Below are 23,746 nucleotides of genomic sequence, written 5' to 3' on the forward strand. Positions count from 1 at the left end.
GAGGCGTCAGAAGAACACGCCGCCGATCAACGCTCCGACGGCGATCGTGACGACCGACATGATCAGCATCGGGATGAAGAAGCTGTGGTCGACCAGCTTGGTGCCCAGCTTCGTCGTTCCCGAGAGGTCGAAGTTGGCGGCGGCGATCTGAGTGCCGTTGGCCGGCAGGGTGTAGACGCCGCCGAGTGCTCCGGCCCACATACCGGTCACGATCCCGGCGGGCAGACCGGCGGCCAAGCCGATGGGGACGATCGTCCGGGTGGCCGTCGACTGGCTGGTGGTGAGCGCCGCCACGATGAAGACGGCGAGCGCGAAGAGGAACCGCCAGTCCGTCACCCAGGCACCGACCGTCTCGATGATGTAGTCCTCGTGGGCGGCGATGAACGTAGCCGTCAGCCAAGCGATCCCGAACAGCGCGATGGCCGAGATCATGCCGGCCTTGAACACCGACTGGTCCGGAACGGTCTTCACGTCGGGGCGGCCGACGAACAGGATGATGGTTCCGACGACGAACATGACCAGGACGATGGTGGTCGTCATGTCGATCGACACCACCTCGCCTTCGACCTCGAAGGACGGGCGAAGGTTGGGGAAGAGGCCGAGAACCACGATGGCGACCACTCCGAGAAGGAAGACCAACGCCGAGTTGCGGCCCTCCTTGGTGTACGTGAGCGCGGAGGCGTTGGATGCCGGCTCGGCCGGGGGAGCCGACCCGGTCTCGGGCACGGCCGGGGTGTCGGACGTCCCTGCGCTGCCTGAGGAGGCGCCGACGGGAACCGCATCCTGCCGGGCTTCAGGAGCGGCGAGCACCCCAGAAGCGATGCGCTCCTGGACGTCCGGGTCGTCGTCGAGGTCCTTCCACATGCGGTTGACCACGAGCGCGGTCACGACGATGCCGATGATGCAGGCCGGCAGGGTGATCGCCAGGATCTGGGTCAGTCCGAGGTTGTAGGGCGCCACCTCGGTCAGCGTCAGCATGGCGGCCATCGCGGCGGACACCGGGGATGCGGCGAGAGCCATCCCTGACTGCACCACCGTCAGCGTCAGCGGCCGCGCCGGCCGGATGTGGTTCTTGTACGAGACGTCGTAGATGACCGGCAGCAACGGGTAGATGATGTTGCCCGTCCCTGAGCCGACACAGAAGGCGAAGGCGGTCAGGGGTGCGATGACGGTGATCTGTTTCGGGTGAGCCTCGATCACCCGCGCGGCCATGGCCACCATCCAGTCGATCCCCCCGGCGGCCTGCATCATCGAGGCGGCCGTGACCACGCCCAGGATGATGGCTACCGCCGCAGCGGGCGGCTCCCCGGGCGCCTCACCGAAGACGAAGACCAGCACGAACGTGCCGAGGCCACCCCACAACCCGACGCCGACGCCGCCGGCCCGGGTTCCCATGATGATGGCCGCCAGGACCACCAGTGCCTCGAGGACGAAGCTAACGCTCATATCCGTGTCCCTTCCTCAGACCCAGGCGCTCAACCGGTCAACTGCACTGGACGTCAAGCCGCTGCTTCAGCGGGGCCACGCTCTCGGCGACCTGCTGAAGAGTTTCCACACGCGCCTGCGCGGCTGCCGCGCCGGCGTTGGCCGCTGACTGCTTGACGTCGTTGATCGCGGCTCGCAGGGTCGAGATCAGGGTGTCGAACCGCCCCTCCGACACGGCCTGCAACTCATCAAGTCTGGCCAGCGCGACCTCGGACCTCCGGCGGATGGCGTCCGCGGTCGGCGTGCCGGTCGCGGCCGCCTTGACCTCGTCGACGCTGGCGACCAGCTCCTGGTAACGGCCGCAGAGGTTCTGTGCGGACCGTTGCTCCTGTTGCCCACCGCACGAGGCGATGCCGAGAACCATGGCCGTCATCACTGCGGCCCCGACCAGGCGACGTCCAACGCGTCGGCCGACCGTCCTCACTGGCTCAATCCTGTCCACCGCACCTCCCTGCAATCGGTGCAAGCCCGGCCCGAGGACTCGGGGTCACCGGCCAGTTCGGACGGCACCGTCATGACAACGTTGGCGGGTCCTCGCCTCGACCACGTCATACCTCGGGGGTGAGATGACCTGACGGGCCCTCGGCAGGCCTTCGAGGCCCGGTATGCGTTAGATGAGGTGGAGCTGGCGGCCGCGGACGATGGCTTCTCGGCGGTTGGTGGCTTCGAGCTTGCGGTAGACGGCGGCGACGTGGGTTTTGACGGTGTTGGTGGAGACGTACAGCTCGGCGGCGATCTCCGCCATCGTCATGGTGGTAGTCAGCCAGTTGAGGATGGAGACTTCGCGCTCGGTGAGGTTCTCGGCCAGCTGCTTGTTCTCGCGGTCCGCGAGCAGGTCACGGGCCCAGTGTTCAGGGGCGTCGTCCAGGGGTGCCGGCCAGAGGTTGATCAGGGCGGGGTGGCGGTGCAGGAGCGCGTGGAGGCGCGGGCCGGCGGGGATGAACGGGAGGACTATCTGCTCGGTCGCGGCGAGCTGGACGGCGGTGGTGGCCGCCTCGACGGCGGCGGTCTCGTGGCCCTGGGCGGTGGCGATCTCGGCGGTGAGGAGTAGCGCTTCGATCAGGACCGGGACCGGTGGTGCGTGGTGGGAGGTGACGATGCGGCGGACCACCTGGCTGGCGGCGTCGATGTCGCGGGCGGCGTACTGGGCGCGGGCGACGCCGAGCAGTCCTCGGCTGCTGGTCGACTCGTTGACCCGGGCCAGCGACTCGAGCCGCTCGATGCTCTTCTGGGGCTTACCCATCTGTGCCTGAAGCTCCAGGAGCAGGATGTCGGCGCGGATCCTCAACACCCAGGTGTCGGGAAGCTCGCTGCCGGTGTTGTTCAGGAGGACGTCTCGGGCCTCGACGTAGCGGCCGGCGCTCTGGTAAGCCGTGGCCCGGATCAGCGCCTGCAGGTAGGACAGGGCCGGATCCGTATCCGGTGCCAAGGCGGCGTCGACCAGGCGCAGGAACCTGGAGTACAGGTCCAGGTCTCCGTGCATCAGGGCAGCCTCGGCCCCGCCGAGGTGGTAGGCGACGCGGAACTCCTCCGGGATCCAGGGATATGCCTGCAGCAGCGCGGCTCCCTGGTTCAGGAACTCGGCGGCCAACGTCACCTTTCCGGCCGTGCAGTGCGCAATGGCCAGGCGTCCTACGCACCGCAGGGCAATCGCGTGGAGGGACTCGGCGGTCGCCTGCTTCAGGGCTTGCTGCAGCAGCGACTCCGCAACCGTGTCCGAGCCTTGCCACAGGTGCAGGGACCCCTTCTCGTACAGGGCGAACGTCCCGAAGGCGCCTTGCCCGTCGTGGTCGACCAGGATGCTGGCCGCCTCATCCATGCGCTGGGCGTCCCCGTCCTGGCGAGCCACCAACACGCTCGCGAAGGCGTGCAGAACGGCTGATCCCTGGTCGAGATGGCAGCGCTCCAGACGGTCGAGCAGCCCTCGGGCACGGTCGTACCGTCCGAGCGCCACCGACACGGCGGCCTGCGCTGCGAGGACCCCAACCCCCCAGTCCCGGCCGATGTCGTGACCGGGATCGGGCGTCGCGTCGGCGAACCGCCCGATCCCGCTGACCGGGCGGCCGGTCGCTCGCAGAAACAGCACCTCGGCCGCGCCGCGGGCCAGCAGCTCCGCACAGAACTCCCAGTCCTGCGCGACAACCGAGTGCTGCAACGCCTCAACGAGGTTCCCGTCGGCGGCGTGCCAGCGGGCGGCGTTCTCCTGGCCGCGGCGCTGAACGGCCGCCGGCTTACCGTTCAGGAGGTGCCGCAGCACCTCCCGCAGCAACGGGTGGTAGCGGAACTGACGGCCCTGATGGTCCAGGGGGATCACAAAACCGTTCGTGCTCGCCAGCTCGGCCAGCGCGGAACCCGACAACTCGCTCTCACAGATGGCGTCCGCCAGCGGACCCGATACGGGGTCGCAGATACTGGAGCGGACGAGGACCTCCTGGACCGCGTGCGGCTGAGCAGAGATCACCTCCTCCATCAGGTACTCCCCGATGCTGCCCCGGTCCATGGCCAGGTCCGTGACCAAGCGCTGCGGGTCTGAGCTTTCCTCCATCTGCAACGCCGACAGGCAGAGCCCCGCAACCCATCCCTCGGTTCGCTCAGCCAACAGCTCGACCTGTTCGGCCGAAAGGCGGATGTCGTGCACGGCAAGCAGCTGCCCCACCTCCGGCATGGTCATCGCCAGCTCGGCCGCCCGAATCTCCGACAAGTTCCCCTGAAGCCGATACCGATGCAGGGGCATGATCGGGTCACTGCGAGCGGTCATCACCACCCGCAGATTTGGCGGTGGATGCCGCAACACCGCGTCCAGGCTCGCGATCACCTCCGGGTCACTCAGGAAATGGACGTTGTCCAGGACCAGAACCAGGACATCATCGGCCTCGCCGGCCGCCTCAGCCAGCTGATCCGCAGCATGCTCAGCCAGCGACCAACCAGGGTCCGGAGAAACCGCGTCGGCAACCGGGACGTGCTGCTGCAGCGCAAACTGCACCAGCGTCCAGAACCTCGAGTCCCGATCATCCCCAGGGTCCAGCGACAGCCACACCACCCGATGCGAGCGCGCCCGGATCCACTGACTGACCAGCACCGTCTTCCCGGAACCTGGACCAGCGCAGATCACCGTCACCGGACGCTCAATCGCCCGGTCCAGCATCGCCAACAGGCGGGGCCGCTCGACCTCCCTGACCCGAAGCTGGGGAGGTACCACCTTGACCTGCCCCAGGGCCCAAGCCACTTGCGCCACTCGTCGTCACCCGTCACTCGTTGGCCTCGAAGCGTATGACGCGAGCACATTCAAGGTAGTCCGATGGAAAGAGGCTAGGGAAAACCGGCCCCTTCTGGCAGCACCGCCACGCCTCATCTTGCTCGGGTGACGCAGTGACGGTTGCGACGGACCATGCTACCTACACGTACAGAGCGGAGTCGACATGGCCAAACTGGTGTATGAGGTGCGGGTGCTCGGAGAGGTCGGCCCAGCCGCCCGACAGGCATTTGCCGACGTTGCCGTCGAGGTTGAACCCCCGGCGACCGTGCTGTCCGGGGAACTGGACCAAGCGGCCTTGCACGGTCTGATCGAGCGCATTGAGGCCCTGGGCTTGGAGCTCGTCGACATTCGACGGGTCTGACCGGGTTGGCAGGAGGGGCTTCCAGGCCACCTGGACTCACTCAGGCCCTGCCCTGACGGTCACCGCTCCCGCCGCCGCGGCCCGCTCGAGTGGCGCATGGTCTGGCGGGTTCTTGGCCGCTAGGCCATCGTGACGTCGGCGACAGCCCGCTCGAAGCCGGCTTGGCGGCTGAGGTACGTCGCGATGGCAGCCCTGTCCCCCCGCCGCACCCTTCCAGCCCCGCAGCTCGCGTACGTCGTGGTCCGCCGTACCTGCGCACGGCTCGTCGAGTGCCAGCTCGCCCTCGAGGACCGGTGCCTGGGCTTCCTCGGCCTGCCGGACCACGACATCCTGGCCGTCTGCTCGCACCAGCAGGATGATCCAGGCTCTGGACCCACCTTGCCGACACCGACAACCTGGTGAGCGAGGTCCACCACCGATATTGCTCGCTGGTGCCGGCGGTCCGCTGCAGCGTGGGGACGTAGTGCAGGGGTACGCACCGCCGACGCTCCTGCCGTGACTGCCGACTCTGCTTCGATCACCGGGCCTTCTCGCGAATCGCGCGTCAGTGGGCGCAAACCGTTGCGGTGACCACAGCTCGAGGTTGCGTGGTGGAGTGACCATTCTCCCGCCCCGCAACCTCCAGGCTGGCGGCGAGCCTCTCCATAACCCACTAGGACCCCCGGGGTTGGTCTCGTCGACGTCGTTGACGTCGGCGACGAGCCGGCGCCGCCGTGACGAGGACAGACCGACGGCACTGAGGCGGGCGTCACTTCACCGCCGGACGGTCAACCCGGTGCGCGGGCTTTGGGCAAGCACGGCAACACCCTGTACCGCGCAGACCATGTTCGATGCCGGCGGCCCCCTAGCGCATAGCACTGATGCCTCGCGCCGGGGCTGTTCATCTCATGCGCAACGGGTGAGTTTGCGTCGGTGCGCGGATGTCACGGTAAATCGTCCGCGCGCCCCGGGAGCCCAGCTCACCTTGCGGCAGAGCCGGGATCGGCGGGTCCAGCCGGCCGTTGGTTCGGAAACGTCGAAGGAGGCAAGGATGTCAGCCCTGGACTCCACGGCCGAAGGCGCGGTACCGGCCACCACGAGCCGATGAGGAGCGCGATGCGCGACGCGTACGGTGTGGACCCGGTCGTCCAGGGGCACGGCGGCTCCATCCCACTGTGCAACGTCTTCGCCGAAACCTTTCCCCAGGCCGAGATCATGCTGATGGACGTCGAGGAACCACTCTGTCTGATCCATGCGCCCAACGAGAGCGTCGACCCGACGGAGATCGCCACCATGGCCTTGGCCGAAGCCCTCTTCCTGCAACGGTATGCGGGGGCGGTGCGCCCGTGACGGCAACACCTACCACCCGAGCCGGAGGCGTGCTCGCCGCCACCTGCCTCTCCACCCTGGTCGTGAACGCCAACACCTCCGCGGTCAGCATCCTGCTGCCGGCGATCAGCGAGGACACCGGTATGTCAGTGACGACGCTGCAGTGGGCGGTCACCGGCTACTCCCTGGTGGGTGCGGCGGTGATCATCACCGCAGGTTCACTGGGTGACGTCTTCGGTCGCCGCCGGATCTTCCAGCTGGGACTGCTCCTGTTCGTCGCGTCGTGCGTGCTCATCGCGCTGTCGACGACCGGAGGCATGGTGATCGCCGGTCGCATGATCCAGGGCGCCGCCGGTTCGACCATCCTCGCCTGCGGTCTGAGCCTGCTCTCCGTCGCGAACAAGGGGGAGGCTCAGCTTCGCGCGGTCTCGCTGTGGGGTGCCGCTGCGGCGGTCGGTGCCGCCGCTGGACCCCTGGTGGGCGGTCTCCTCGTTGGTCTGACCGGCTGGCAGGGACTGTTCTGGATCGATGCCGTGGTGGCTGTCGTGTGCATCGCCATCACCGCCCGCACGGTGACCGAGTCGCGCGACCCCAACCGGCCGCGGTCCATCGACTACGCCGGAACCGTCCTGGTCGCCCTCACCCTCGCCCCGTTCATCCTCGCTCTGAGCCAGGGCAGTACGTGGGGCTGGACGTCGGTGGCCACGCTGGGCTGTCTCGTCGGAGCTGTGGTTGCCGGCGTGGCCTTCGTTGCGGTCGAACGACGGGTCGCCGTCCCGTTGCTCGACCTCGCGCTGCTGCGCAACCGCGTTCTCGTCGGGTCCACCATGGCGATCCTCATCGGCGCCGGCACCATCAACGCCCTCATGTACCTGTTGAGCCTCTACTTCCAGGACCCGGTGGCTCTGGGCTTCTCGCCGCTGCAGGCCGGGCTGGCCACCCTCCCGGCCACGGTCGGACTCGTCATCGTCGCTCCTCTCGTCCCGCGGTTGGCGAAGAAGTTCGGTGGTCGGCAGGTGGTCGCCGCCGGGTTCGCCATCACCGCCGTGGGCTTCGTCGTGATCGGGATCAGTCAGAGCGACTGGAGGTACGGGGCCTTCGTGCTTCCGCTGATCGCCGTCGCGGTCGGGATGGGACTGTCGAACGGACCGGCGTCCTCCGCGGCCACCGCCTCCGTCTCGTCCAACCAGGTCGGCGAGGCATCGGGGGTCTCGAACATGGCGAGGTACGTCGGCGCCGCCGTGGCGACAGCGCTCGCCGCGTCGATCTACAGCTCCGTGACGGTCTCGAAGACCGCCGCCGGAGGGTCGCCGTCGGAGGCGTTGTCAGCCGGACTCGGAACGGCCTCCTGGGTGATGGCGGTCTTCAGCGCGGCCGGTGTCCTCATGGCCGTGATCATGGGACGCTACCGCCCGCCAGAGGGCACGTTGGCCGACGCCGCCGCCTCGGCCGCCGCGGTCGCGCACACGATGGTGACGTCGGCAACACCGACGCAGGACGCTGCGTCAACGGATCGCGGACCGCGCGACGGAGGCAGGCCCCGTGGCTGAGGACGCCGTGTCGACGGGGCCGGTCCCTTCAGCGTCGCGGACTTCGCTGCGCGGCGGGCACGAGCGGCGCAGGTAGCCGGGGAAGCGGGACTCGCGGCGTTACTGCTGACCCCGGGGCCCGGACCTGATGTACCTGACCGGGTGCGCCGGTCGCCATGTTGCTGATCCCCGTCACCGGGACCCGAGCGGCTGGCGGCGGCCGCGGCAGCGGCCGACCGGGCATACGAGCAGATTCTCCAGGTGCGGTTCGCCGGCCGCCGGACCGAGGTCGCCGCGGATCTGGCCGGGCTGCTGCGGCAGTTCGGACATTCACCGCTGGACTTCACGGTGGTGGGGTCGGGCCCCCACGGGGCGAACCGCATCACGAGATCGGCGAACGGGTCATCGAGGACGGCGACATGGTCGTGCTCGGCTTCGGAGGGCCGAAGTACGGGTACGGGTCGGACACGACACGAACCGTCCACGTGGGTGAGGCCACCGACGAGGAGCGTGAGTCCACCGGACCGGGCACGGCATCGGGATCACTACCCACGAACCGCCGTACATGGTGGAGGGTGAGACGCTACCGGTCCGGCCTGGGATGTGCTTCTCGGTCGAACCGAGCATCTACGTTCCGGGTCAGTTCGGCATTCGTATCGAGGACATCGTCACGGTCCTGCCCGACGGCAGTGGACGCCGGCTCAACCAGACACCGCACGAGATGCAGGTCGTCAGCCAGCCGCGCACCGCCGGACCGTGGGTCACGCGTTGAGCTGGGCCTCCACCGCACGGTGCACGTTGCCGTGAACATGCTCGGAGCCCAGCCGCTCGATCGTCCCTTCCCGCTCCAGGGTGGCGCGCACCGCCGGCTTGACCCGAGCGAGCCGAAGGGTCACGTCCGCCTGATCGCACATTTCGAGAAGATCGTCGATCGATGCCGACCCCTGAGAGTCCAAGAAGTTGATTCCCTCGCAGTCGAGCACCACACACCTGAGGTCGGGGGACTGGACCAGCGTGCGGACCCTGTCACCGAGGGCGTCCGCCGTGGCGAAGAACAGCCCCCCGTCGAGCCGCAGGATCACGACGCCGGGGATCTGCTCATCGTCCGGGTTCTCGACGACGTCGCGGAAGACCTGGGTGCCGGGCTCCCGTCCCAGGACGGCCATCCGCGGATGGGTGGCGACGGCCACGAGCCACAGCAGCGACAGCCCGATTCCGATGATGACGCCCGCGAGCACGCCGAACGCCAGCGTGCCGATGATGGCGGCGATGGCCACCCAGAAGTCGAACTTCTGGACGCGGTAGATCCTCCGCATCTCCGGGAGGTTCATCATGCCCATCACGACGGCCTCGATGATCAGCGCACCGAGAACCGGCTTGGGCAGCTGTGAGAACAGGGGTGCGAGGAACAGCAGGGTCAGCAGGACGGTGACTCCGGAGGTGATCGATGCCAGTCCGGTCTTCGCCCCTGAGTGGTCGTTGAGCGAGCTGGCCGACAGGCTGGTCGAGACGGGCATGCCGTGCAGGACGCCCGAGCCGATGTTGGCGGCCGACTGGGCCACGGACTCCTGGTTGACGTCGATCTGGTAGCGGTGCTTGGCCGCGAAGGCCCGTGCGTCGCCGGCGGTCTGGGAGAAGCCGATCAGCATCAGCGCGACCGCGGCGACGGCGACCGTGTCGGCGTGCTCCAGCATCAGGGACGGGCTGGGGATGCCGAAGGTGGGGAGCCCGCTCGGGACGTCGCCGACGAGGGAGACGCCACGAGCGCCGAAGTCGAACAGGTACGACGCGAGGAGCCCACCGACGACGAGGACGAGCGCTCCTGGAACCCGAGGCGCGACCGTCCTTATCCCGAACACCACGACGAGCGACACGACGCCGACGACGAGCGTCGTGGGGTGGACGTCGCCGAGCGTCCCGAACCACGAGACCAGCTCCTGGAACGAGTTGGATCCGGAGGTGTCGGTGCCGGTGATCTTGGGCAGCTCACCGATCACCACGTCGATCGCGGCCCCGAACAGGAATCCCGTCACGACGGCCCGGGAGAGGAACTGGGCGATCCACCCCATCCGCAGCACGGCGAGAAGCAGGAACAGCAACCCGGAGATGAGGGTGATCCCCGCTACGAACGTGGCGATGTCGCCGGGGTCGGTGAGCCCGGCGGTGGCGACGGCGCTGGCGGCCACGGCGGCCAGGCCAGAGCTGGGGCCCATGGAGATCTGCCGACACGTGCCGAAGATGGCGTAGAGGATGGCGGCGGCGGCGGCGGCGTAGAGACCGTTCTGCAGGGGGATCCCCGCGATGCCGGCATACCCCAGGTTCTTCGGAACGATGAGCGCCGCGACCGTCACGCCGGCGATCAGGTCACCGCGAAGCCAGCTCCGGTCGTACGTCCTCAGCCAGCCGACGATGGGTAGCAGTCGGACGAGCCGTCCAGGCGCCTCCTCCGACGTCACGGTGCTCATCGCGGTCGCCGAACGTCACGTCGCATGGTCGGTCCTCCTCTGTGGCTTCGATCGACGCTGCCACAGGCAACGTCCTTCTGGATCACCCGTCAGGGGTGTCCCTGCCCGCAGTCCCGGTCGCCGGGGTGGTCGGGGACCGCGAGGACCGAACAAGGATCACGATGCTGACCAGCAGGACCCAGGTGGGGAAGGCCAGCTGGAGCCAGGGCTGCCCGTTGGAGGCGACCAGGAGACCCAGCGCGACGACGTACCCGAGGAAGGAGACCCACCGGGGCATGGCGGCGGCCCGCATACCGACCGTGCTGACCGAGAGCGTGAAGACGGCGGCCATCCGCATGGCGTAGATGGCGAAGAGCCCCTGCGCGTTGTCCCGGCCGAAGTCCCAGAGGCCTGCATCGACACCCGGCCGGTCGAGCATGTCCAGCAGGCTCGACGACGTGATGGCGCCGACGAACAGCATGGCCAGGAAGAGCAGCCCGCTCCCGAAGAACACCGTCGAGAACAGCCGGTCCTCGACGGCGCCGAGCTGCTCGCGGATCACACCGATGAACCACAGGAAGGCGATCCCGGCGAAGGGGACCAGCCCGAGACTGAACCGGATCAGCGTGCGCCGCTGCGGATCCGACTGGAGAACGACGAGGCTGCCCTCGGCGAGGGCGATGCGCGTCATCACCATGGCGGTCAGCAGCAGCACGCCGAAGAGGATCCCGGCGATGGCCGCTGCCCGCCGGCTTCGCCAGAAGGGGCGGAACAGTGCGGCTACGGGTTCGTCCGTGCTCATCTCTCGTCGCTCCTCTGAGTCAGACTCGGGCTATCCGGTCATCAAGACCGTGTGCGGGGTCGTCGGGTCGCGACGATGAAGGCGACGATGGTGACGAGGTAGAGCTGGCCCATCAGTGCCTCGACCACGGCGAGCATGCGACCCGGGTCGGTGCCCGCGGTCAGGTCCCCGAAACCGACGGTGGTCAGGGTGGTGTAGCTGAAGTAGAGGTAGGCGACGGAGGTCGGCGACGCCGTCTGCGCGAAGAAGGCGACGCCGGAGAGCTGGGCTAGACACAGGTACACGTCGGCGAAGATCAGGCCCAGCAGGAGATAGATGGCGACGGCGCCGGCCAACGTCGCCGAGGTGGCCGAGCGTCGGCGGGTCAGGTGCGTCACGATCGCCGCGATGGCACCGATGCTGAGGGTGATGCTGACCAGGGCGTAGACCACCCGGGAGGAGCCGATCCAGACGGGCGCGACCGCCGAGGAGAGGACGCAGGCCAGCGCCAGGCCCGTGGCGACCCACACCACGCCGATCGCCGCCCGCGACGTCCACAGCGCGTAGACGAGGACGCCGCCGAGCAGGGCGATGATCACCGGTTCGAGAGCGGTGCTCACAATCGGGGAGAGGACGAGGACCATCGCCAGCAGCACGAGCAGAACCTCGTAGCGACCGGCACCGCGGACCACCAACGAAGGTCGCGGGGACCCCATCCGAAGTGTGTCCCCGGACTCGTCCGGGGCCTGGGGCCTCTCGGCCGGCTGCTGGTCGGAGGAGCGCTCGTCCGAGCCCACTTACGTCACCTCGTCAGCTCGCCGGCAACGTCCCGCTGCATCATCTGCGCGACCGTTGCCGGGTCGAGGTCCTGTCCGAGCAGGACGGCGAGCTTGGTCAGCGCGGCTTCCGGCGTCATGTCGTAGCCGGGCACTGCTCCCGCGTTCAGCATCGCCGAGCCCGTCGCGTAGGCCCGAGGCTGCACCGATCCGCGGACGCACTGGGTCACGACCACCACGACCACTCCCTGCCCGGCGGCGGTCTCGATCGCCGCCAGGAAGTCCCGGTCGTTAGCGGGTCCGTTGCCGGCTCCGTACGCCTCGATGACCAGTCCCTGCAGCGGCGGTCGACAGAGGTTCGCCAGGATGGATGCCGAGAATCCTGGGAACAGTCGCATGGCGGCGACGTGGCCGAGCCGCCCGGCGGTGAGTCTCGGACTCTCCTCGGGCGGGCGGACGAGCTCTCGGCGCACCACGATCTCGATGCCGATGTCGGCGAGTGGGGGAAACCGTGGTGAGTCGAAGGCATCGAGGCCGGAGGCGTCCATCTTCGTGGCCCGGTTCCCCCGCAGCAGAACCTCGCCGAACAGCAGCGTCACCTCGTCGACGTCGGACCGGGCCGCGACCTGCACCGCCCCGACGAAGTTCTGCCGTCCGTCGCTGCGAATTCGGGCTACCGGGATCTGGGAGCCGGTGACGACGACCGGGCGGCCGAAACCGGGCAACAGGAACGAGAGTGCCGACGAGGTGTAGGCCATCGTGTCGGTCCCGTGCAGGACGACGAAGCCGTCATGGTCCTCGCGGCGCTCGAACAGCGTGCGCGCGATGGTGCACCAGTCGTCGGGGGTCGCGTTGGCCGAGTCGATCGGTGGGTCGAGCTCCAGGAAGGAGATGGGCGCCAGCTCGCCCCCCGAGTTCGCGACGATCCAGTCGAGGTACGGACCGAGCGCGCCGGCCACCGGAGCGTGACCCTGCGGGGTCTCGACCATCCCGATCGTGCCACCGGTATGCAGCACGAACACGCGCTCGCCCATTCCGGCGTCCGCTACTCGCTGGCGGCTTCCTTCGCGTCGCGCTCGAGAGCCTCCGTGTCGGCTTTGAGCTCCTTCTTCTCCAGCTTCTCGGCACGGCGCATCGCCTGCTCGATCCGGGCTTCCATGTCCGTGACACCAACGACGACCAGACCGGCTTCACCAGCGTCCAGGGACTCGCCGAGCTGCTTGAGGTCCTCACGACTCATGCCGGCGGCGGCATGTCCGGCCAGTGCTCCGAGAGCCGCACCGCCAGCCGTCGTCGCCAGGAGCAGCCCACCGCCGATCGCCGCGAACGGGAACAGCGCGACGACGAGTCCGGTAGCAAGGCCTGCTCCACCACCGAGCACCCCACCGACCCGGGTGGGGGTCTCATGCTTCTTGGTGATCTTCACCTTGCCGTCCGGACGGCGGTGGATGACCGCCGCGTCGTAGGCGTCCATGAGCCCTTCGCTGCGGTGCAGCTCCTGCACGAGCTCGTAGTCGGCCTCCGCGGACTCGACGTCTGCGTAGACGCCCGCGATGACCATGAACGTGTCGAATGCCATGAAAGACCTCCACTTCGTCGATGCACACGAGAGGCGCGCGTCCGCGTTCAGCCTTGGCCATTTCGCCACAGGGCGCCTCATCTTCGATGGGTGACGACGCACGACCGCCGGGCGCGAAACAGTCGGCGCAGGTGTCCGGTCGGCGGTCGAGCTGGCCGCGGCGTGCAGTCCGAGTGATGGGCAGGTGAGTCGTGACGACGTGTTTTCCGGGTCGCCGGAGAATGGCGAACACACCTCTCGGTGCGGGCCGCGTGGTCGTGACCCGATGAGGCGTCCCCACGGGGTGGTCCGGGCGCTGGCGACGGTCGCTGCCGTGATCGTCGGGGTCACAGCGTGTAGTAGCGGCTCCGGCGACGGTGCCGTGGCCGTTGCGCAGGCGCGGGTCACGCAGAAGGAGACGGCGTTGTCGGCCGCGAAGGCGAACGCCACCGCGGCGTCGACGGCGTTCTGCACCGCCAGCCAGACGTACATCACAGCGGTGGACCGCTACGGCGACGTCCTGAACGCCACGGCGCCGACGGTGGGCGACGTGAGGAGCTCCGGCCAGGAGCTGGCGGCGCCTCGGCAGACTGCCCTCGACGGCGCCGAGGCCGCGGTCACCGCGCATCATCAGGTTCTGGCGGCCGAGCAGGAGCTCGCGTCGGCGAAGACGGCCCTCGAGGTCGCCCAGGCCCAAGCTCAAGGGAACACGTCGACCCCGCCGGCCTCTCCGAAGACGTCGAGCACGACGACGCCGGCTCCGCTCGTGCCCACCGCCACGACCAACCGGGTCAAGCAGGCCGACAGTGACTTCCAGACGGCGATGGCCGGCATCACGCCGGAGACCCCGCTCGTCCAGGCCGCCCAGCGGTTCAACGCCGCGGCGGTCGCTCTCGAGATGTCGTGGTTGGCGCTGTTCGCCGACGCCGGCTGCCTCACCGACCCGCAGCAGGAGCAGGCCCAGGCCGCCGTTCACGACTACACCGCGGCCCTCCAGGGCTCGCTCGGCGACGCCGGGTACTACAAGGGTGAGGTCGACGGGGTCTACGGGCCGGCAACGGTGGAGGCCGTCGAGGCATTGCAGAAGGCTCACGGACTGCCCGTCACGGGGACCATGGACAAGGCGACCGCCGCTGCCCTGCAGGCGGACCTGCAGGCCAAGGGCGGCGCCGCCGCCCAGACTGCGGTTGCTTCGACGGCTGCCGTGCAGCAGACGCTCAAGCTCGCAGGGTTCTGGGACGGACCCGTGGACGGCAACTGGACACCGGCGTTGACCGACGCGTTGAAGGCGTTCCAGACCAAGCTGGGGGTTCCGGTGACCGGGACGGTCGATGCTGCCACGGTCACCGCGTTGGAGAAGGCCATCGCCGAGGCGAAATCCCCGTCGTCCTCCAGCACCGCTCCGGCCAGTAGCCCACCTCCGTCCAGCACCACCGCATCCGTGTCGGCGACGTCGTAACGCGACGTGAGTCCCGCGCCCGGGATGACCGGGGGCTGAGGGTGGTCGGTGGGGTCAGGGGCCGCCGCGCCAGTGGTCGATCCGACGGCCGTCGGGGGTGAAGCCGTTGCGGACCCCCCACAGGACCGCCTGGGTGCGGCTGGCGACGCCGATCTTGCGGTAGATCGTGCGGATGTAGGACTTGACGGTGTTGGGGCTCAGGTAGGTGAGCCGGGCGACGTCGGCGTTGCTGAGACCCTGGGTGATCAGCGCGAGGATCTCGGACTCGCGGTCGGAGAGGCCTTCGCCACGTCCCGGCCAGTCCAGACCGGTGATCGGGCGAGACCGACCGGGGGTCGGGCTGACCACGATCTCGCCGGCGTGCACGCTGCGCAGGGCGGCGACCAGCTCACGGGCCGGCAGCGCCTTGGAGAGATAGCCGCTGACCCCCTGCTGCAGGGCGGCCTCGACGAGGTCACGTGCGAAGTTCCACGTGTAGACGACGACCCGGTGAGCGTTCGGGTTGCTGATGAGGACGCTGATCTCGTCGTGGTCGGACTCCGGCTGGGCGAACGAGTCGTACAGGACGATGTCGACGACGTCGCTGACCGGGCGGTTGGTGTCGAGCTCCGCCACGACGACCTGGTTGCGGTACTGGTCCAGGATGTTGGCCACGCCCATGACCACCACGTCGTAGTCGTCGACCAGGGCCACGGTGATAGGCCGTGTCAGCGTGCTGGGGGCGGTCATGAGGCCGACAATAACCCCCCTTAGGGGTGTACCGCACTCGCCCTAAGGGGTGGTTCTGTGAGACCACAACGGACCAGCCGACCCGGCCCCGTCCTCCACCCAAAGGACTTGCCATGCTCGGACTCATCATCACCATGATCATCGTCGGCCTCATCGCCGGCGCCCTCGCCCGGCTGATCGTGCCAGGCCGTCAGGACATGTCGATCGTCATGACGATCGTGATCGGGATCGTCGGATCCTTCGTCGGCGGATTCCTCGGCTACCTGCTCTTCCACAAGGACGCCCAGGACGGGTTCCTCCAACCGGCCGGGATCATCGGCTCCATCATCGGCGCCATCATCGTGCTGCTGATCTGGAGCCGTGTCGGCGGACGTCGCTCCGTCACCCACTGACAGCGCTGGTCCGGCGCTCAGCAGGCCCTGCCGCAGCGGCGGGGCCTCGGGAATGGCCGGTCGGGTCGTCAACAGGGGGCGAACCGACCGGCCAGACTCGGCGAGTCGGTCGGACCGCAGCGGCAGGGGTCGTCAGTCGACCGGGGAGGTCCGGCTCAGCCGCACCTCCTCCTGGTCCAGACGGGCCTGGACCTGTCGCAGTACGATGTCGTCGATCTGCTGTTCATCCCGCAGCTGCACGAGGGTGGCGCGTTCACGACCGAGCAGGGCCAGTCGCAGCGCGGTGTACTGGTCGTCGTGCAGCACGACCGGGTCGTCGCCGGCACCGTCGGCGGCGAGCAGCTTGCGTCTCTTGTCGATCTCGTGCCGCACGCGGTCCACCACGCGTTCGTCACTACCGAGATGTCGGGCGGTCACCCCGATCGCCTCGTATGCGGCGTCGGTCGTCGCGACCTCGGCCAGGTGCCGCTCCTCGTCCACGGAGGTGTCGACCGGGAGTCGGGCCGATCGCACGACGCCCGGCAGGAACACTGCCTGGAGCAGGGTAAGCACGATGACGCCGCAGGTGATCACGATGATGAGGTCACGGTCAGGGAAGGGAGCTCCGGAGTCCAGCTGGTTCGGCACGGCCAGGGCCAGGGCCAGGGACACCGCACCTCTGAACCCAGCGGTGGCGGAGACCATTCGCTGACGCGCGCCGATCCGTCGGGCCGCCTGGGCCTGCCGGCGGTCCACGAGCCGGATCAGGTAGGGCGTGGTGTACAGCCAGAACCAGCGCGTGCCGATCACGACCGCGGTGACCACCACGATGTCGACCAGAGCGCGGACGGAGGTCGTGCTCGTCAGGTTGCGGACCGCCACATGCCCCTGCAGGCCTACCAGCAGGAAGAGTGCACTGCTCAGCACCGTCGTGGCCAGCGACCAGAAGCCCACCATCTGCTGGCGCGCGGCGGCGCTGGTGATGCGCGGCGCCGTCTGGCTCATCAGCAAGCCGCACACCACCACGGCCAGCACCCCGGACGCATGGACCAGGTCGGCCAGCAGGAACGCCGCGAAGGGGGTGACCAGCACGGCGATGTTCTCGAGAGTGGGGTCGTCGATCCGGCGGCGTGCCTGAGAGCTCAGCAGCCAGACCAGTCCGCCGGCCAGCACTCCTCCGCCGTAGGACAGCACGAGGAGCCAGGAGACCGGCCAGAACCCCAGATCCTGTTGGCCGACCGTGACGCCGACGGCAATCCCGTAGATCACCAGGGCGGTGCCGTCGTTGACGAGGCTCTCCGCGCGCAGCACCGTCACGGTGCGGCGAGGCAGGGCGCGCGCGAGGACACCGACGGCCGTGGCGTCGGTCGGCGCGAGGGCCGCGCCCAGCACCCATGCCGGTCCCCAACCCATGCCCAGCAGGTGGTGCGCGACCGCGGCGACGGCGGCGGCGGTCGCCACCACCAGCACCGTGCTGGTCAGGACGACGACGCGCAGGTTGCTGCGGATCTCCCGCAGGGAGGTGGTCAGGCTCTCCCAGTACAGCAGGGCCGGCAGGAACAGCAGTAGCACGACCTCCGGAGGCAGCTGGACGTCGCGGAGCGCCGGCACGAATCCGAGCAGCGCTCCGACCGCCAACAGCGAGATCGCCGGTGCTACCGGGAACCGTTGGGCCAGAGCGCCACACAGCACCAGCGCCACGCCGACGACGACGACCATCTCCAGACCGAGCACGGCGCGCTCCTCGCTCTTCCGACGCAGATGTACGCCCGCCGGATCAGAGATCTGACGATCACGTGCCCACTACAGCGCTCACCGGCGGCCGATGCATTCCGCCACGAGCGGCCGATGTTAGCGTCACGGTTGCCCGTCAACGGCCGGCGGCCGGCTCGACGTTGACCGTACGTCCCTCGATGAGCGGTTCAGCGGGTGCGCACGACGCGATAGCGCAGGTGAGTGGCGTCGCGACCCTGCACGACTCGCACCGCCTCGAGTTCGACCGGTCCGGCCGTGTCCTCGAGGCCGGCGAAGAGCGGGCGCCCTGCGCCGAGCAGGACGGGCACGACGTGCACCTCGATCTCGTCGAGCTCGCCGGCCCGGATGAGCGCCCTGGCGGCTCCGGCACCGTGGACCATCACGTCGTTACCGCCGGCGCCCTCCCGGGCCGCGGCGGCGCACTCGCCCACGTCGGTGTAGAAGCGTGCGGATCCTGGTGGCGCGTCGTCGTCGGCGACGTGGTGGGTCAGAACGAGGATGGGGACGCCGTCGTGGTGGTCGCCGTTCCAGCGGCCGGCCAGCTCGAACGTCCGCCGGCCGGAGATGATCGCGCCGGTGGCCATGCTCTCGGCGTACACCTCACCGTTGGGACCTGGGCCGGCGCGGTCGTCGAGCCAGTTGAAGAGCCGGAAGCCGCCGAGTCCCATCTCCTGCCCGGGCCGGTCGTCCGGACCGGCGATGAAGCCGTCCAGGGACATGGTCATGTCGAGGCGGATCGCGGTCATCTGGTGACCTCCGTCGTGTTGTCCGTGGGCGGCGTTCGGGTCGCGGGCTCGAAGTCCGCGCGCATCATCCCGGTCGGGTGACCCGGGGGCCACTGGACGAGCTCGAGGTGGTAGCCGTCAGGGTCGACCAGTGACGCCGTATGCGGCCCGTCGAGCCCGCCGGGGGCCTCGACCGGGCCGACGTCGATTCCGGCGGCGGCCAGGTCCGCTCGGGTGGCCGCGAGGTCGTCGACCTGGACGGCCAGGTGGTCGAGACCACCTGGAGCCACCGGGCCGGGGGCTCCAGAACAGACCAGCTCGAGCGACACCTCGTTCTCGTCGGGCAGCGCCAGCATCGCCATCCGGGTGCTGTCGCCTCCTCCCACCTGACCGACGACCTCGAACCCGACGGACCTGTAGAACGCCAGGGACGTGTCGAGGTGGGCCACCCGAAGCGCAGGAAACAGAACCTTCATGACTCGACCGACCATCTGAACCAAGGAAACTCACCGGCCTACGGCTGACGGGTGGGCACCAGGCCGGACTCTCGGTTTGGATGGGGGGATGCAGGTCGACATATCGACGCCGACGGTGGACCATCTCGACGCGCTGGTGGCGGAGCTCTCGTCGTGGCAGCAGGACGGTCTCCCGGTCCAGCTGCACCCAGGTGACCTGGGATGGGCCTGGCGCTTCGGGGCCGGCACGCTGGCCGAGGCGCTGCGGGTGTGGACGGCCGACGACACGACCGTGGCGATCGGGTTCGTCGACGGGGACTCGCTGGTCCGGATGGCGATCGCACCGCCGGCCGACCTTGACGAGGACCTTGCGCAGGCTCTGGTCGGCGATCTGGAGGACCCGACGCGGGCCGGGCTGCGCGGGGACAGGGTCGTCGTCGAAGCCCGGTTCGGGACAGCGTTCCGCTCGCGGCTCCGGTCCCACGGGTGGGTCGACGGTGATCCGTGGACGCCGCTGGTCCGTGACCTGAGTGACCCGGTCAACGGTCCCGACCTACGCGTGGAGGTCGTCGAGACCGAGCGGGTCGGCGACCGGGTAGCGGTGCAGCGGGGAGCCTTCGACCGGTCGACGTTCACCGCGGAGCGGTGGGTGGCGATGTCGCAGTCGCCGGCATACCGGAAGGCTCGCTGCCTGGTGGGGTACGACGATCATGACGACGCGGTTGCGGCGGTCACGGTGTGGGCGGCCGGTCCGGGCCGGCCCGGCCTGCTGGAGCCGGTGGGCGTGCACCGGGACCATCGCGGACACGGGTACGGCACTGCCATCAGCCTCGCCGCGGCGGCAGCCCTGCACCACCTGGGATCCTCCAGTGCGACGGTCGCGACGCCGAGCTCGAACCACGCCGCCGTCGCGACGTACGCGTCCGCCGGCTACCGCCCCCTGACTGACGTGACCGACTTCGCTTACCAGCGCTGACCTCCCGGCACCGGACGTCGAGCGGTCCGTTCCTCACGGCGCGGGTGTCCGTCGAGCCCGGTGGTGAGCACTCAGCGTTGGCCGGAGGGTGACCTCGGCTCGATGCGGTTCCAGAGCTGATGCGTCAGGCCACTGCGGGAGCCGATCGACTCGACGGCGAAGGCCGCTTCGGCACCGTCCGTGCCCTCCCACAGCGACACCCCGCGACCGAGGGTGATGGGCACGATCATGAGGTGCATGAAGTCGACCAGTCCGGCCTCGAGGAACTGGCGGACCGTGGAAGGTCCCCCTCCGATCCGGACGTCGAGACCGCCGGCCGCCTCCTGGGCACGCTGCAGCACGTCCTCCGGTGCGCCGTCCACGAAGTGAAAGCTCGTCCCGTTCCCGAACTCGACGGTCGGATGGGGGAAGTGGCTCATGACGAACACCGGTGTCCGAAACGGGGGCTCGTCACCCCACCATCCGCGCCAGCCGTCATCGGTCCACTCGCCGACCTGCGGGCCGAACTTCCCACGTCCCATGATCTCGGCGCCGACACCTTGGCCCCACAAGCTGGTCAGCGCACGGTCCAGCGTCCACGGGTCGTCGACACCGTCGACACCGTGGATGGCCCGACCGTCGAACCACTCGAACAGTCTCTCGGCGCCACCGATCGGCTCCTCGAACGTCACGTGCTCACCGGCGGCGTAACCGTCAAGGGAGATGTTCAGGTTGTGGACCCTCGTTCGGGGCATGGCGACTCCTCGGCTGTGAGATGGACGGGCTCCACGGACGTCGACTCACCGCCACGGTGCAACTCATCGGGCCGCCGGGCAAAGCCTGGCGCCAGTCCACGCCGGGACCGCCCGGGTCGATGGGGCCAGGAATGGTGGGCTACTCCGCGTCGAGGTGATCGAGGAGGGCGGCCAGCAGCTGCTGGAGCTGCTCGTACTCCTGCCGGGTCAGCTTCATCGACCGCGCGAGAGCATCGGGTACGTGGGCCACGCGGTCCCGCAGCTCCCAACCCGCATCGGTGGGTTCGACGAGAACGCGACGCTCGTCCTGGGTGTCGCGTCGGCGCGTCACGTGCCCGGCGGCCTCCAGACGCTTGAGCAGGGGAGTCAGGGTCCCCGAGTCGAGGCGCAGCCGGTCACCGAGCGCACCCACCGTCTGCGGGCTGTCTCCCCAGAGCGCCAGCATCACGAGGTACTGCGGGTAGGTCAGGCCGACATCGGCGAGGAGCTCGCCGTACCTCTTCGTCACCGCCCGCGTGGTCGCATAGAGCGGGAAGCACAGCTGGACGTCGAGGTCGAGGGCACGACGTGACCGGGGCACGACACCAGCATAACGCAACCCAACTTGCACAATTAAATTGTGCGCAATATAGTTTTGAGTATGACACCGCTCTACACGACGTCCGCCGTTGCCACGGGTGATGGCCGCAACGGCCACGTCCAGACCCTTGACGGCCAGCTCGTCACGCCCGTCCGGACCCCGAAGGAGCTCGGCGGCCAGGGTGGCGGGACGAACCCCGAACAGCTCTTCGCCGCGGGGTATGCGGCGTGCTTCCACTCCGCGCTCAAGATCGTCGCGGCTGGCGAGAAGGTCGACACGTCCGACTCCGAGGTCGTGGCCGACGTCTCACTCGGCCGCCTTCCGAACGGCGGTTTCGGCCTCAGCGCCCGGCTCGAGGTCAACCTGCCGGGCGTCGACCGGGCCACCGCCGAACGGTTGACCGAGCAGGCGCACCAGGTCTGTCCCTACTCGAACGCCACCCGCGGCAACATGGACGTCATCCTCTCCGTCGCCTGACCGGACCGCGCCACCAAGCCTCGACCGTCACCACCTGGTGGCGGGCGCTGCCGTCAGTCGTCCATCGCCTCAATCCCCAGCTCCGCCAGCTCGCCCATTCGCTCGCGGAGGTGCCGGACCATCTCCGGCGGGGGAGGCGTCCAGCCCGTGATCTCCTCGAGGACCCGGAGGGGCTCGGTCGTCCGGTAGGACCGAGTCGGGTTCCCGGGGAAGCGTTTGTCGGTGACGTTCGGGTCGTCCTCGATCCGGCCCAGTGGCTCGACCCGATAGACCCGGCCCGGTCCGGCGCCGCGAGCGAGCTCGGCCGCCAGGGGCGCGCCGTCGCGGCTGGCCGTCAGGTACAGGTGTCGGGACTGGCGCCCCGAACCGTAGTTCGACCGCCAGCCGGTCGTGAGCAGGTCGCCCGGATGCAGGTCGGCCTTGGTCCCGTGGAAGAACGGCCCGGGGTCGTCGACCACGCGTGGCGTCGGAGGTGGGTCCCGAAGCAGGCGGTCCAGCCGTTCCATGAGGTCCGCGACCCGGGTGCGGCCCGTCGGCGCCCGCGGGTAGCGCGACAGCACGTCGAGAACGACCGGCGTCGCTCGCTTCGCGGCGGCGGTGATCACGTACTCCGCCACCACGGCGTCGTCACCCCGTGCGAGCTCGGCCGCTCGCGCGGCATGGGCCGCCGATCCCAGGATGTGGCGTACCTGCGTCGCGTTCGCCAGCGGATGGAGGTATGCCGCCGCAGCCGCGGCTCCGGCGGCGTCCGCTGCGTGCCGGGCGGCTTCCGTCGTCGCATTCCTGGCGGCACGGTGAGCGTCGGCTGCAGCCGTGCGTTGAAGGCGGGAGCGGCGGGCCCCCTCGGCGAAGGTTCGAGCGGCGTCGAGGGCAGCCGCCGGGCGACCGTCGTCAGGACAGACCTTCTGGAAGATGACGAGTGCGGGTGCGGCGCACGCCACGGCATACCCGGCAACCGCTCGTAGCTCGTCCATCGTCAACGCGATGTCACCCGAGCGTGTCTGCATCTGCTGGAGTTTCGCACAACGCGGGGTTCGTCGTTCGGGACGTTGACCCCTGACCGGACGGCGAGAACCCGGTGGCGCGCTGACCCTCTCGGTCGGCGTCTGAGAGGGTGCGCTCATGGTCGAGCTGCCCGTGACTCTCCGACGCCTCGACCACCTCGCTGAGCACCTGTCGCGCGACGCGGGGGTGCAGGCGGTGCTCGGCCTGGGCTCCGCCGGCGTCGAGACCAGCCGGTTCGACGAGCACTCCGACATCGACTTCTTCCTCGTCGTGGACGACGTCGAGACCAAAAGTCGCTACCTCGCTGACCCGGCGTGGCTGGGCGGGTTCGGCGGCCAGGTCGCCTACAGCTTCGTTCACGACCCCAACGGCCGTAAGGCGCTCTTCGAGGACGGGCTGTTCGTCGAGTATGCGATCTTCACCCCCGCCGAGCTGGCGCCGCTCCCGTTCGCGGGAGCGCGCGTCGTCTGGGGTCGACCGGCGTTCGTCCTCGCACCAGCGAACCGGGCTCCGGCGCCCTCGATCGACACCGTCGAGTTCCACGTCAACGAGGCCCTCACCAACCTCTACGTCGGCCTGCATCGTCACCTGCGCGGCGAGGACCTCACCGCAATGCGCTTCATCCAGGTCTACGCGGTCGACCGCATCCTGGCCCTGATCCGGCTCTCGCCCACCACGGTGCTGGACCAGCCCGACCCGTTCGAGGCGACCCGGCGGATCGAGAGCGCACAGCCGGCTGCCGCCCTGCCGCTCGCGGACATGGTCCCCGGTTACGCCCACAACGTCGAGGCGGCTCGCCGGACCCTCACCTGGCTGACCGAGCACTACGAGACAAGCCCGGCGATCGTGGCCGCGATTCGGCAGCTCATCGCGTCCGGCCGACCGTAGCGGCCCGGGTAGGCACAACCGGATGTCCCGACCCGTCCGCCGTTCGGGGGACGCTGCACTCACCCGCCCGGTCCACCGCCCAGCCGACGGAGAC

General features: G+C 69.2%; 25 protein-coding genes and 1 pseudogene. 10 read left to right on the forward strand and 16 right to left on the reverse strand.

Translation table 11 applies throughout. The features are described from left to right. Positions 1–6: 6 nt before the first annotated feature. The 3 genes from VIG79_RS15240 to VIG79_RS15250 form a co-directional block, all read right to left on the reverse strand. Positions 7–1,446, reverse strand: coding sequence for an anaerobic C4-dicarboxylate transporter family protein (locus VIG79_RS15240; RefSeq protein WP_331887178.1), 1,440 nt, complete (start codon positions 1,444–1,446; stop codon positions 7–9). Positions 1,447–1,483: 37 nt separating this feature from the next. Beyond that, positions 1,484–1,858: a hypothetical protein gene (locus tag VIG79_RS15245; RefSeq protein ID WP_331887180.1), complete on the reverse strand. Its 375-nt coding sequence runs from the start codon at positions 1,856–1,858 to the stop codon at positions 1,484–1,486. Between the two features lie 237 nt (positions 1,859–2,095). Further along, positions 2,096–4,468: a LuxR C-terminal-related transcriptional regulator gene (locus VIG79_RS15250; protein ID WP_331887182.1), complete on the reverse strand. Its 2,373-nt coding sequence runs from the start codon at positions 4,466–4,468 to the stop codon at positions 2,096–2,098. A 436-nt stretch (positions 4,469–4,904) separates the two neighbouring features. Here VIG79_RS15250 and VIG79_RS15255 point away from each other — a divergent pair, with 436 nt between their 5' ends. The 4 genes from VIG79_RS15255 (at position 4,905) to VIG79_RS15270 (ending at position 7,960) form a co-directional block, all read left to right on the forward strand. Then, the gene (locus VIG79_RS15255) at positions 4,905–5,102 is read left to right on the forward strand and encodes a hypothetical protein (protein WP_331887184.1); all 198 of its coding nucleotides are present in this window, start codon (positions 4,905–4,907) and stop codon (positions 5,100–5,102) included. A 183-nt stretch (positions 5,103–5,285) separates the two neighbouring features. Beyond that, positions 5,286–5,504 (forward strand): hypothetical protein, encoded by a 219-nt coding sequence (locus VIG79_RS15260; RefSeq protein WP_331887186.1) that lies wholly within the window; start codon positions 5,286–5,288, stop codon positions 5,502–5,504. A 693-nt stretch (positions 5,505–6,197) separates the two neighbouring features. Next, positions 6,198–6,431 carry a hypothetical protein gene (locus tag VIG79_RS15265; RefSeq protein WP_331887188.1) on the forward strand — a complete coding sequence of 78 codons (234 nt, stop codon included), beginning with the start codon at positions 6,198–6,200 and terminating at the stop codon, positions 6,429–6,431. Beyond that, positions 6,428–7,960: an MFS transporter gene (locus tag VIG79_RS15270; RefSeq protein ID WP_331887190.1), complete on the forward strand. Its 1,533-nt coding sequence runs from the start codon at positions 6,428–6,430 to the stop codon at positions 7,958–7,960. Before VIG79_RS15265 ends, VIG79_RS15270 begins: the two co-directional genes overlap by 4 nt. 171 nt (positions 7,961–8,131) lie before the next feature. On the opposite strand, the gene VIG79_RS15275 is transcribed toward VIG79_RS15270, so the two are convergent. After that, complete coding sequence (locus VIG79_RS15275) at positions 8,132–8,269, reverse strand: hypothetical protein (RefSeq protein WP_331887192.1); 138 nt, start codon at positions 8,267–8,269, stop codon at positions 8,132–8,134. Positions 8,270–8,358: 89 nt separating this feature from the next. On the opposite strand from VIG79_RS15275, the pseudogene VIG79_RS19885 reads away from it, so the two are divergent. Then, positions 8,359–8,711, forward strand: a pseudogene (locus tag VIG79_RS19885) (M24 family metallopeptidase). Here VIG79_RS19885 and VIG79_RS15285 read toward each other — a convergent pair. The 5 genes from VIG79_RS15285 to VIG79_RS15305 form a co-directional block, all read right to left on the reverse strand. Beyond that, on the reverse strand, positions 8,701–10,404 hold the full coding sequence (locus VIG79_RS15285; RefSeq protein ID WP_331887196.1) for a SulP family inorganic anion transporter: 1,704 nt from the start codon (positions 10,402–10,404) through the stop codon (positions 8,701–8,703). The pseudogene VIG79_RS19885 and the gene VIG79_RS15285 overlap by 11 nt on opposite strands. An 82-nt stretch (positions 10,405–10,486) precedes the next feature. Beyond that, positions 10,487–11,185 carry a hypothetical protein gene (locus VIG79_RS15290; protein WP_331887198.1) on the reverse strand — a complete coding sequence of 233 codons (699 nt, stop codon included), beginning with the start codon at positions 11,183–11,185 and terminating at the stop codon, positions 10,487–10,489. Positions 11,186–11,226: 41 nt separating this feature from the next. Further along, the gene (locus VIG79_RS15295; RefSeq protein ID WP_331887200.1) at positions 11,227–11,961 is read right to left on the reverse strand and encodes a potassium channel family protein; all 735 of its coding nucleotides are present in this window, start codon (positions 11,959–11,961) and stop codon (positions 11,227–11,229) included. Between the two features lie 5 nt (positions 11,962–11,966). After that, entirely contained in the window at positions 11,967–12,974 is a 1,008-nt protein-coding gene (locus VIG79_RS15300; RefSeq protein WP_331887202.1) for a type I asparaginase, read from the reverse strand. A gap of 11 nt (positions 12,975–12,985) precedes the next feature. Further along, positions 12,986–13,519 (reverse strand): DUF1269 domain-containing protein, encoded by a 534-nt coding sequence (locus VIG79_RS15305; protein ID WP_331887204.1) that lies wholly within the window; start codon positions 13,517–13,519, stop codon positions 12,986–12,988. A gap of 265 nt (positions 13,520–13,784) precedes the next feature. Between VIG79_RS15305 and VIG79_RS15310 the strand changes: the two genes are divergently transcribed. After that, entirely contained in the window at positions 13,785–14,957 is a 1,173-nt protein-coding gene (locus tag VIG79_RS15310) for a peptidoglycan-binding protein (RefSeq protein ID WP_331887206.1), read from the forward strand. 54 nt (positions 14,958–15,011) lie between these two features. Here the strand turns inward: VIG79_RS15310 and VIG79_RS15315 are convergent, their stop codons facing one another. Further along, the gene (locus VIG79_RS15315) at positions 15,012–15,686 is read right to left on the reverse strand and encodes a response regulator transcription factor (protein ID WP_331887208.1); all 675 of its coding nucleotides are present in this window, start codon (positions 15,684–15,686) and stop codon (positions 15,012–15,014) included. 113 nt (positions 15,687–15,799) lie between these two features. Between VIG79_RS15315 and VIG79_RS15320 the strand changes: the two genes are divergently transcribed. Beyond that, a complete protein-coding gene (locus VIG79_RS15320; protein ID WP_331887210.1) occupies positions 15,800–16,078 on the forward strand; it encodes a GlsB/YeaQ/YmgE family stress response membrane protein in 279 nt (92 codons plus the stop codon). Between the two features lie 132 nt (positions 16,079–16,210). Here VIG79_RS15320 and VIG79_RS15325 read toward each other — a convergent pair whose 3' ends face one another. The 3 genes from VIG79_RS15325 to VIG79_RS15335 form a co-directional block, all read right to left on the reverse strand. Further along, positions 16,211–17,791 (reverse strand): Na+/H+ antiporter, encoded by a 1,581-nt coding sequence (locus VIG79_RS15325; protein WP_331887212.1) that lies wholly within the window; start codon positions 17,789–17,791, stop codon positions 16,211–16,213. Positions 17,792–17,979: 188 nt separating this feature from the next. Further along, a complete protein-coding gene (locus VIG79_RS15330) occupies positions 17,980–18,558 on the reverse strand; it encodes a dihydrofolate reductase family protein (RefSeq protein WP_331887214.1) in 579 nt (192 codons plus the stop codon). After that, positions 18,555–19,013, reverse strand: a complete 459-nt coding sequence (locus VIG79_RS15335; protein ID WP_331887216.1) for a VOC family protein — start codon at positions 19,011–19,013, stop codon at positions 18,555–18,557. Before VIG79_RS15335 ends, VIG79_RS15330 begins: the two co-directional genes overlap by 4 nt. A gap of 88 nt (positions 19,014–19,101) precedes the next feature. Here VIG79_RS15335 and VIG79_RS15340 point away from each other — a divergent pair, with 88 nt between their 5' ends. Continuing rightward, on the forward strand, positions 19,102–19,968 hold the full coding sequence (locus VIG79_RS15340; RefSeq protein WP_331887218.1) for a GNAT family N-acetyltransferase: 867 nt from the start codon (positions 19,102–19,104) through the stop codon (positions 19,966–19,968). A 71-nt stretch (positions 19,969–20,039) separates the two neighbouring features. On the opposite strand, the gene VIG79_RS15345 is transcribed toward VIG79_RS15340, so the two are convergent. Next, positions 20,040–20,702, reverse strand: coding sequence for a dihydrofolate reductase family protein (locus VIG79_RS15345; protein ID WP_331887220.1), 663 nt, complete (start codon positions 20,700–20,702; stop codon positions 20,040–20,042). 139 nt (positions 20,703–20,841) lie between these two features. Continuing rightward, a complete protein-coding gene (locus VIG79_RS15350) occupies positions 20,842–21,282 on the reverse strand; it encodes a MarR family transcriptional regulator (RefSeq protein WP_331887222.1) in 441 nt (146 codons plus the stop codon). A 60-nt stretch (positions 21,283–21,342) separates the two neighbouring features. On the opposite strand from VIG79_RS15350, the gene VIG79_RS15355 reads away from it, so the two are divergent. Beyond that, on the forward strand, positions 21,343–21,759 hold the full coding sequence (locus VIG79_RS15355; RefSeq protein ID WP_331887224.1) for an organic hydroperoxide resistance protein: 417 nt from the start codon (positions 21,343–21,345) through the stop codon (positions 21,757–21,759). Between the two features lie 53 nt (positions 21,760–21,812). Here VIG79_RS15355 and arr read toward each other — a convergent pair whose 3' ends face one another. Beyond that, complete coding sequence (gene arr / locus VIG79_RS15360; RefSeq protein ID WP_331887226.1) at positions 21,813–22,766, reverse strand: NAD(+)--rifampin ADP-ribosyltransferase; 954 nt, start codon at positions 22,764–22,766, stop codon at positions 21,813–21,815. Between the two features lie 115 nt (positions 22,767–22,881). On the opposite strand from arr, the gene VIG79_RS15365 reads away from it, so the two are divergent. After that, complete coding sequence (locus VIG79_RS15365; protein ID WP_331887227.1) at positions 22,882–23,652, forward strand: hypothetical protein; 771 nt, start codon at positions 22,882–22,884, stop codon at positions 23,650–23,652. Positions 23,653–23,746 lie beyond the last annotated feature (94 nt).

It is taken from the genome of Lapillicoccus sp. (assembly GCF_036559105.1).
Taxonomy (GTDB): Bacteria; Actinomycetota; Actinomycetes; order Actinomycetales; family Dermatophilaceae; genus Lapillicoccus.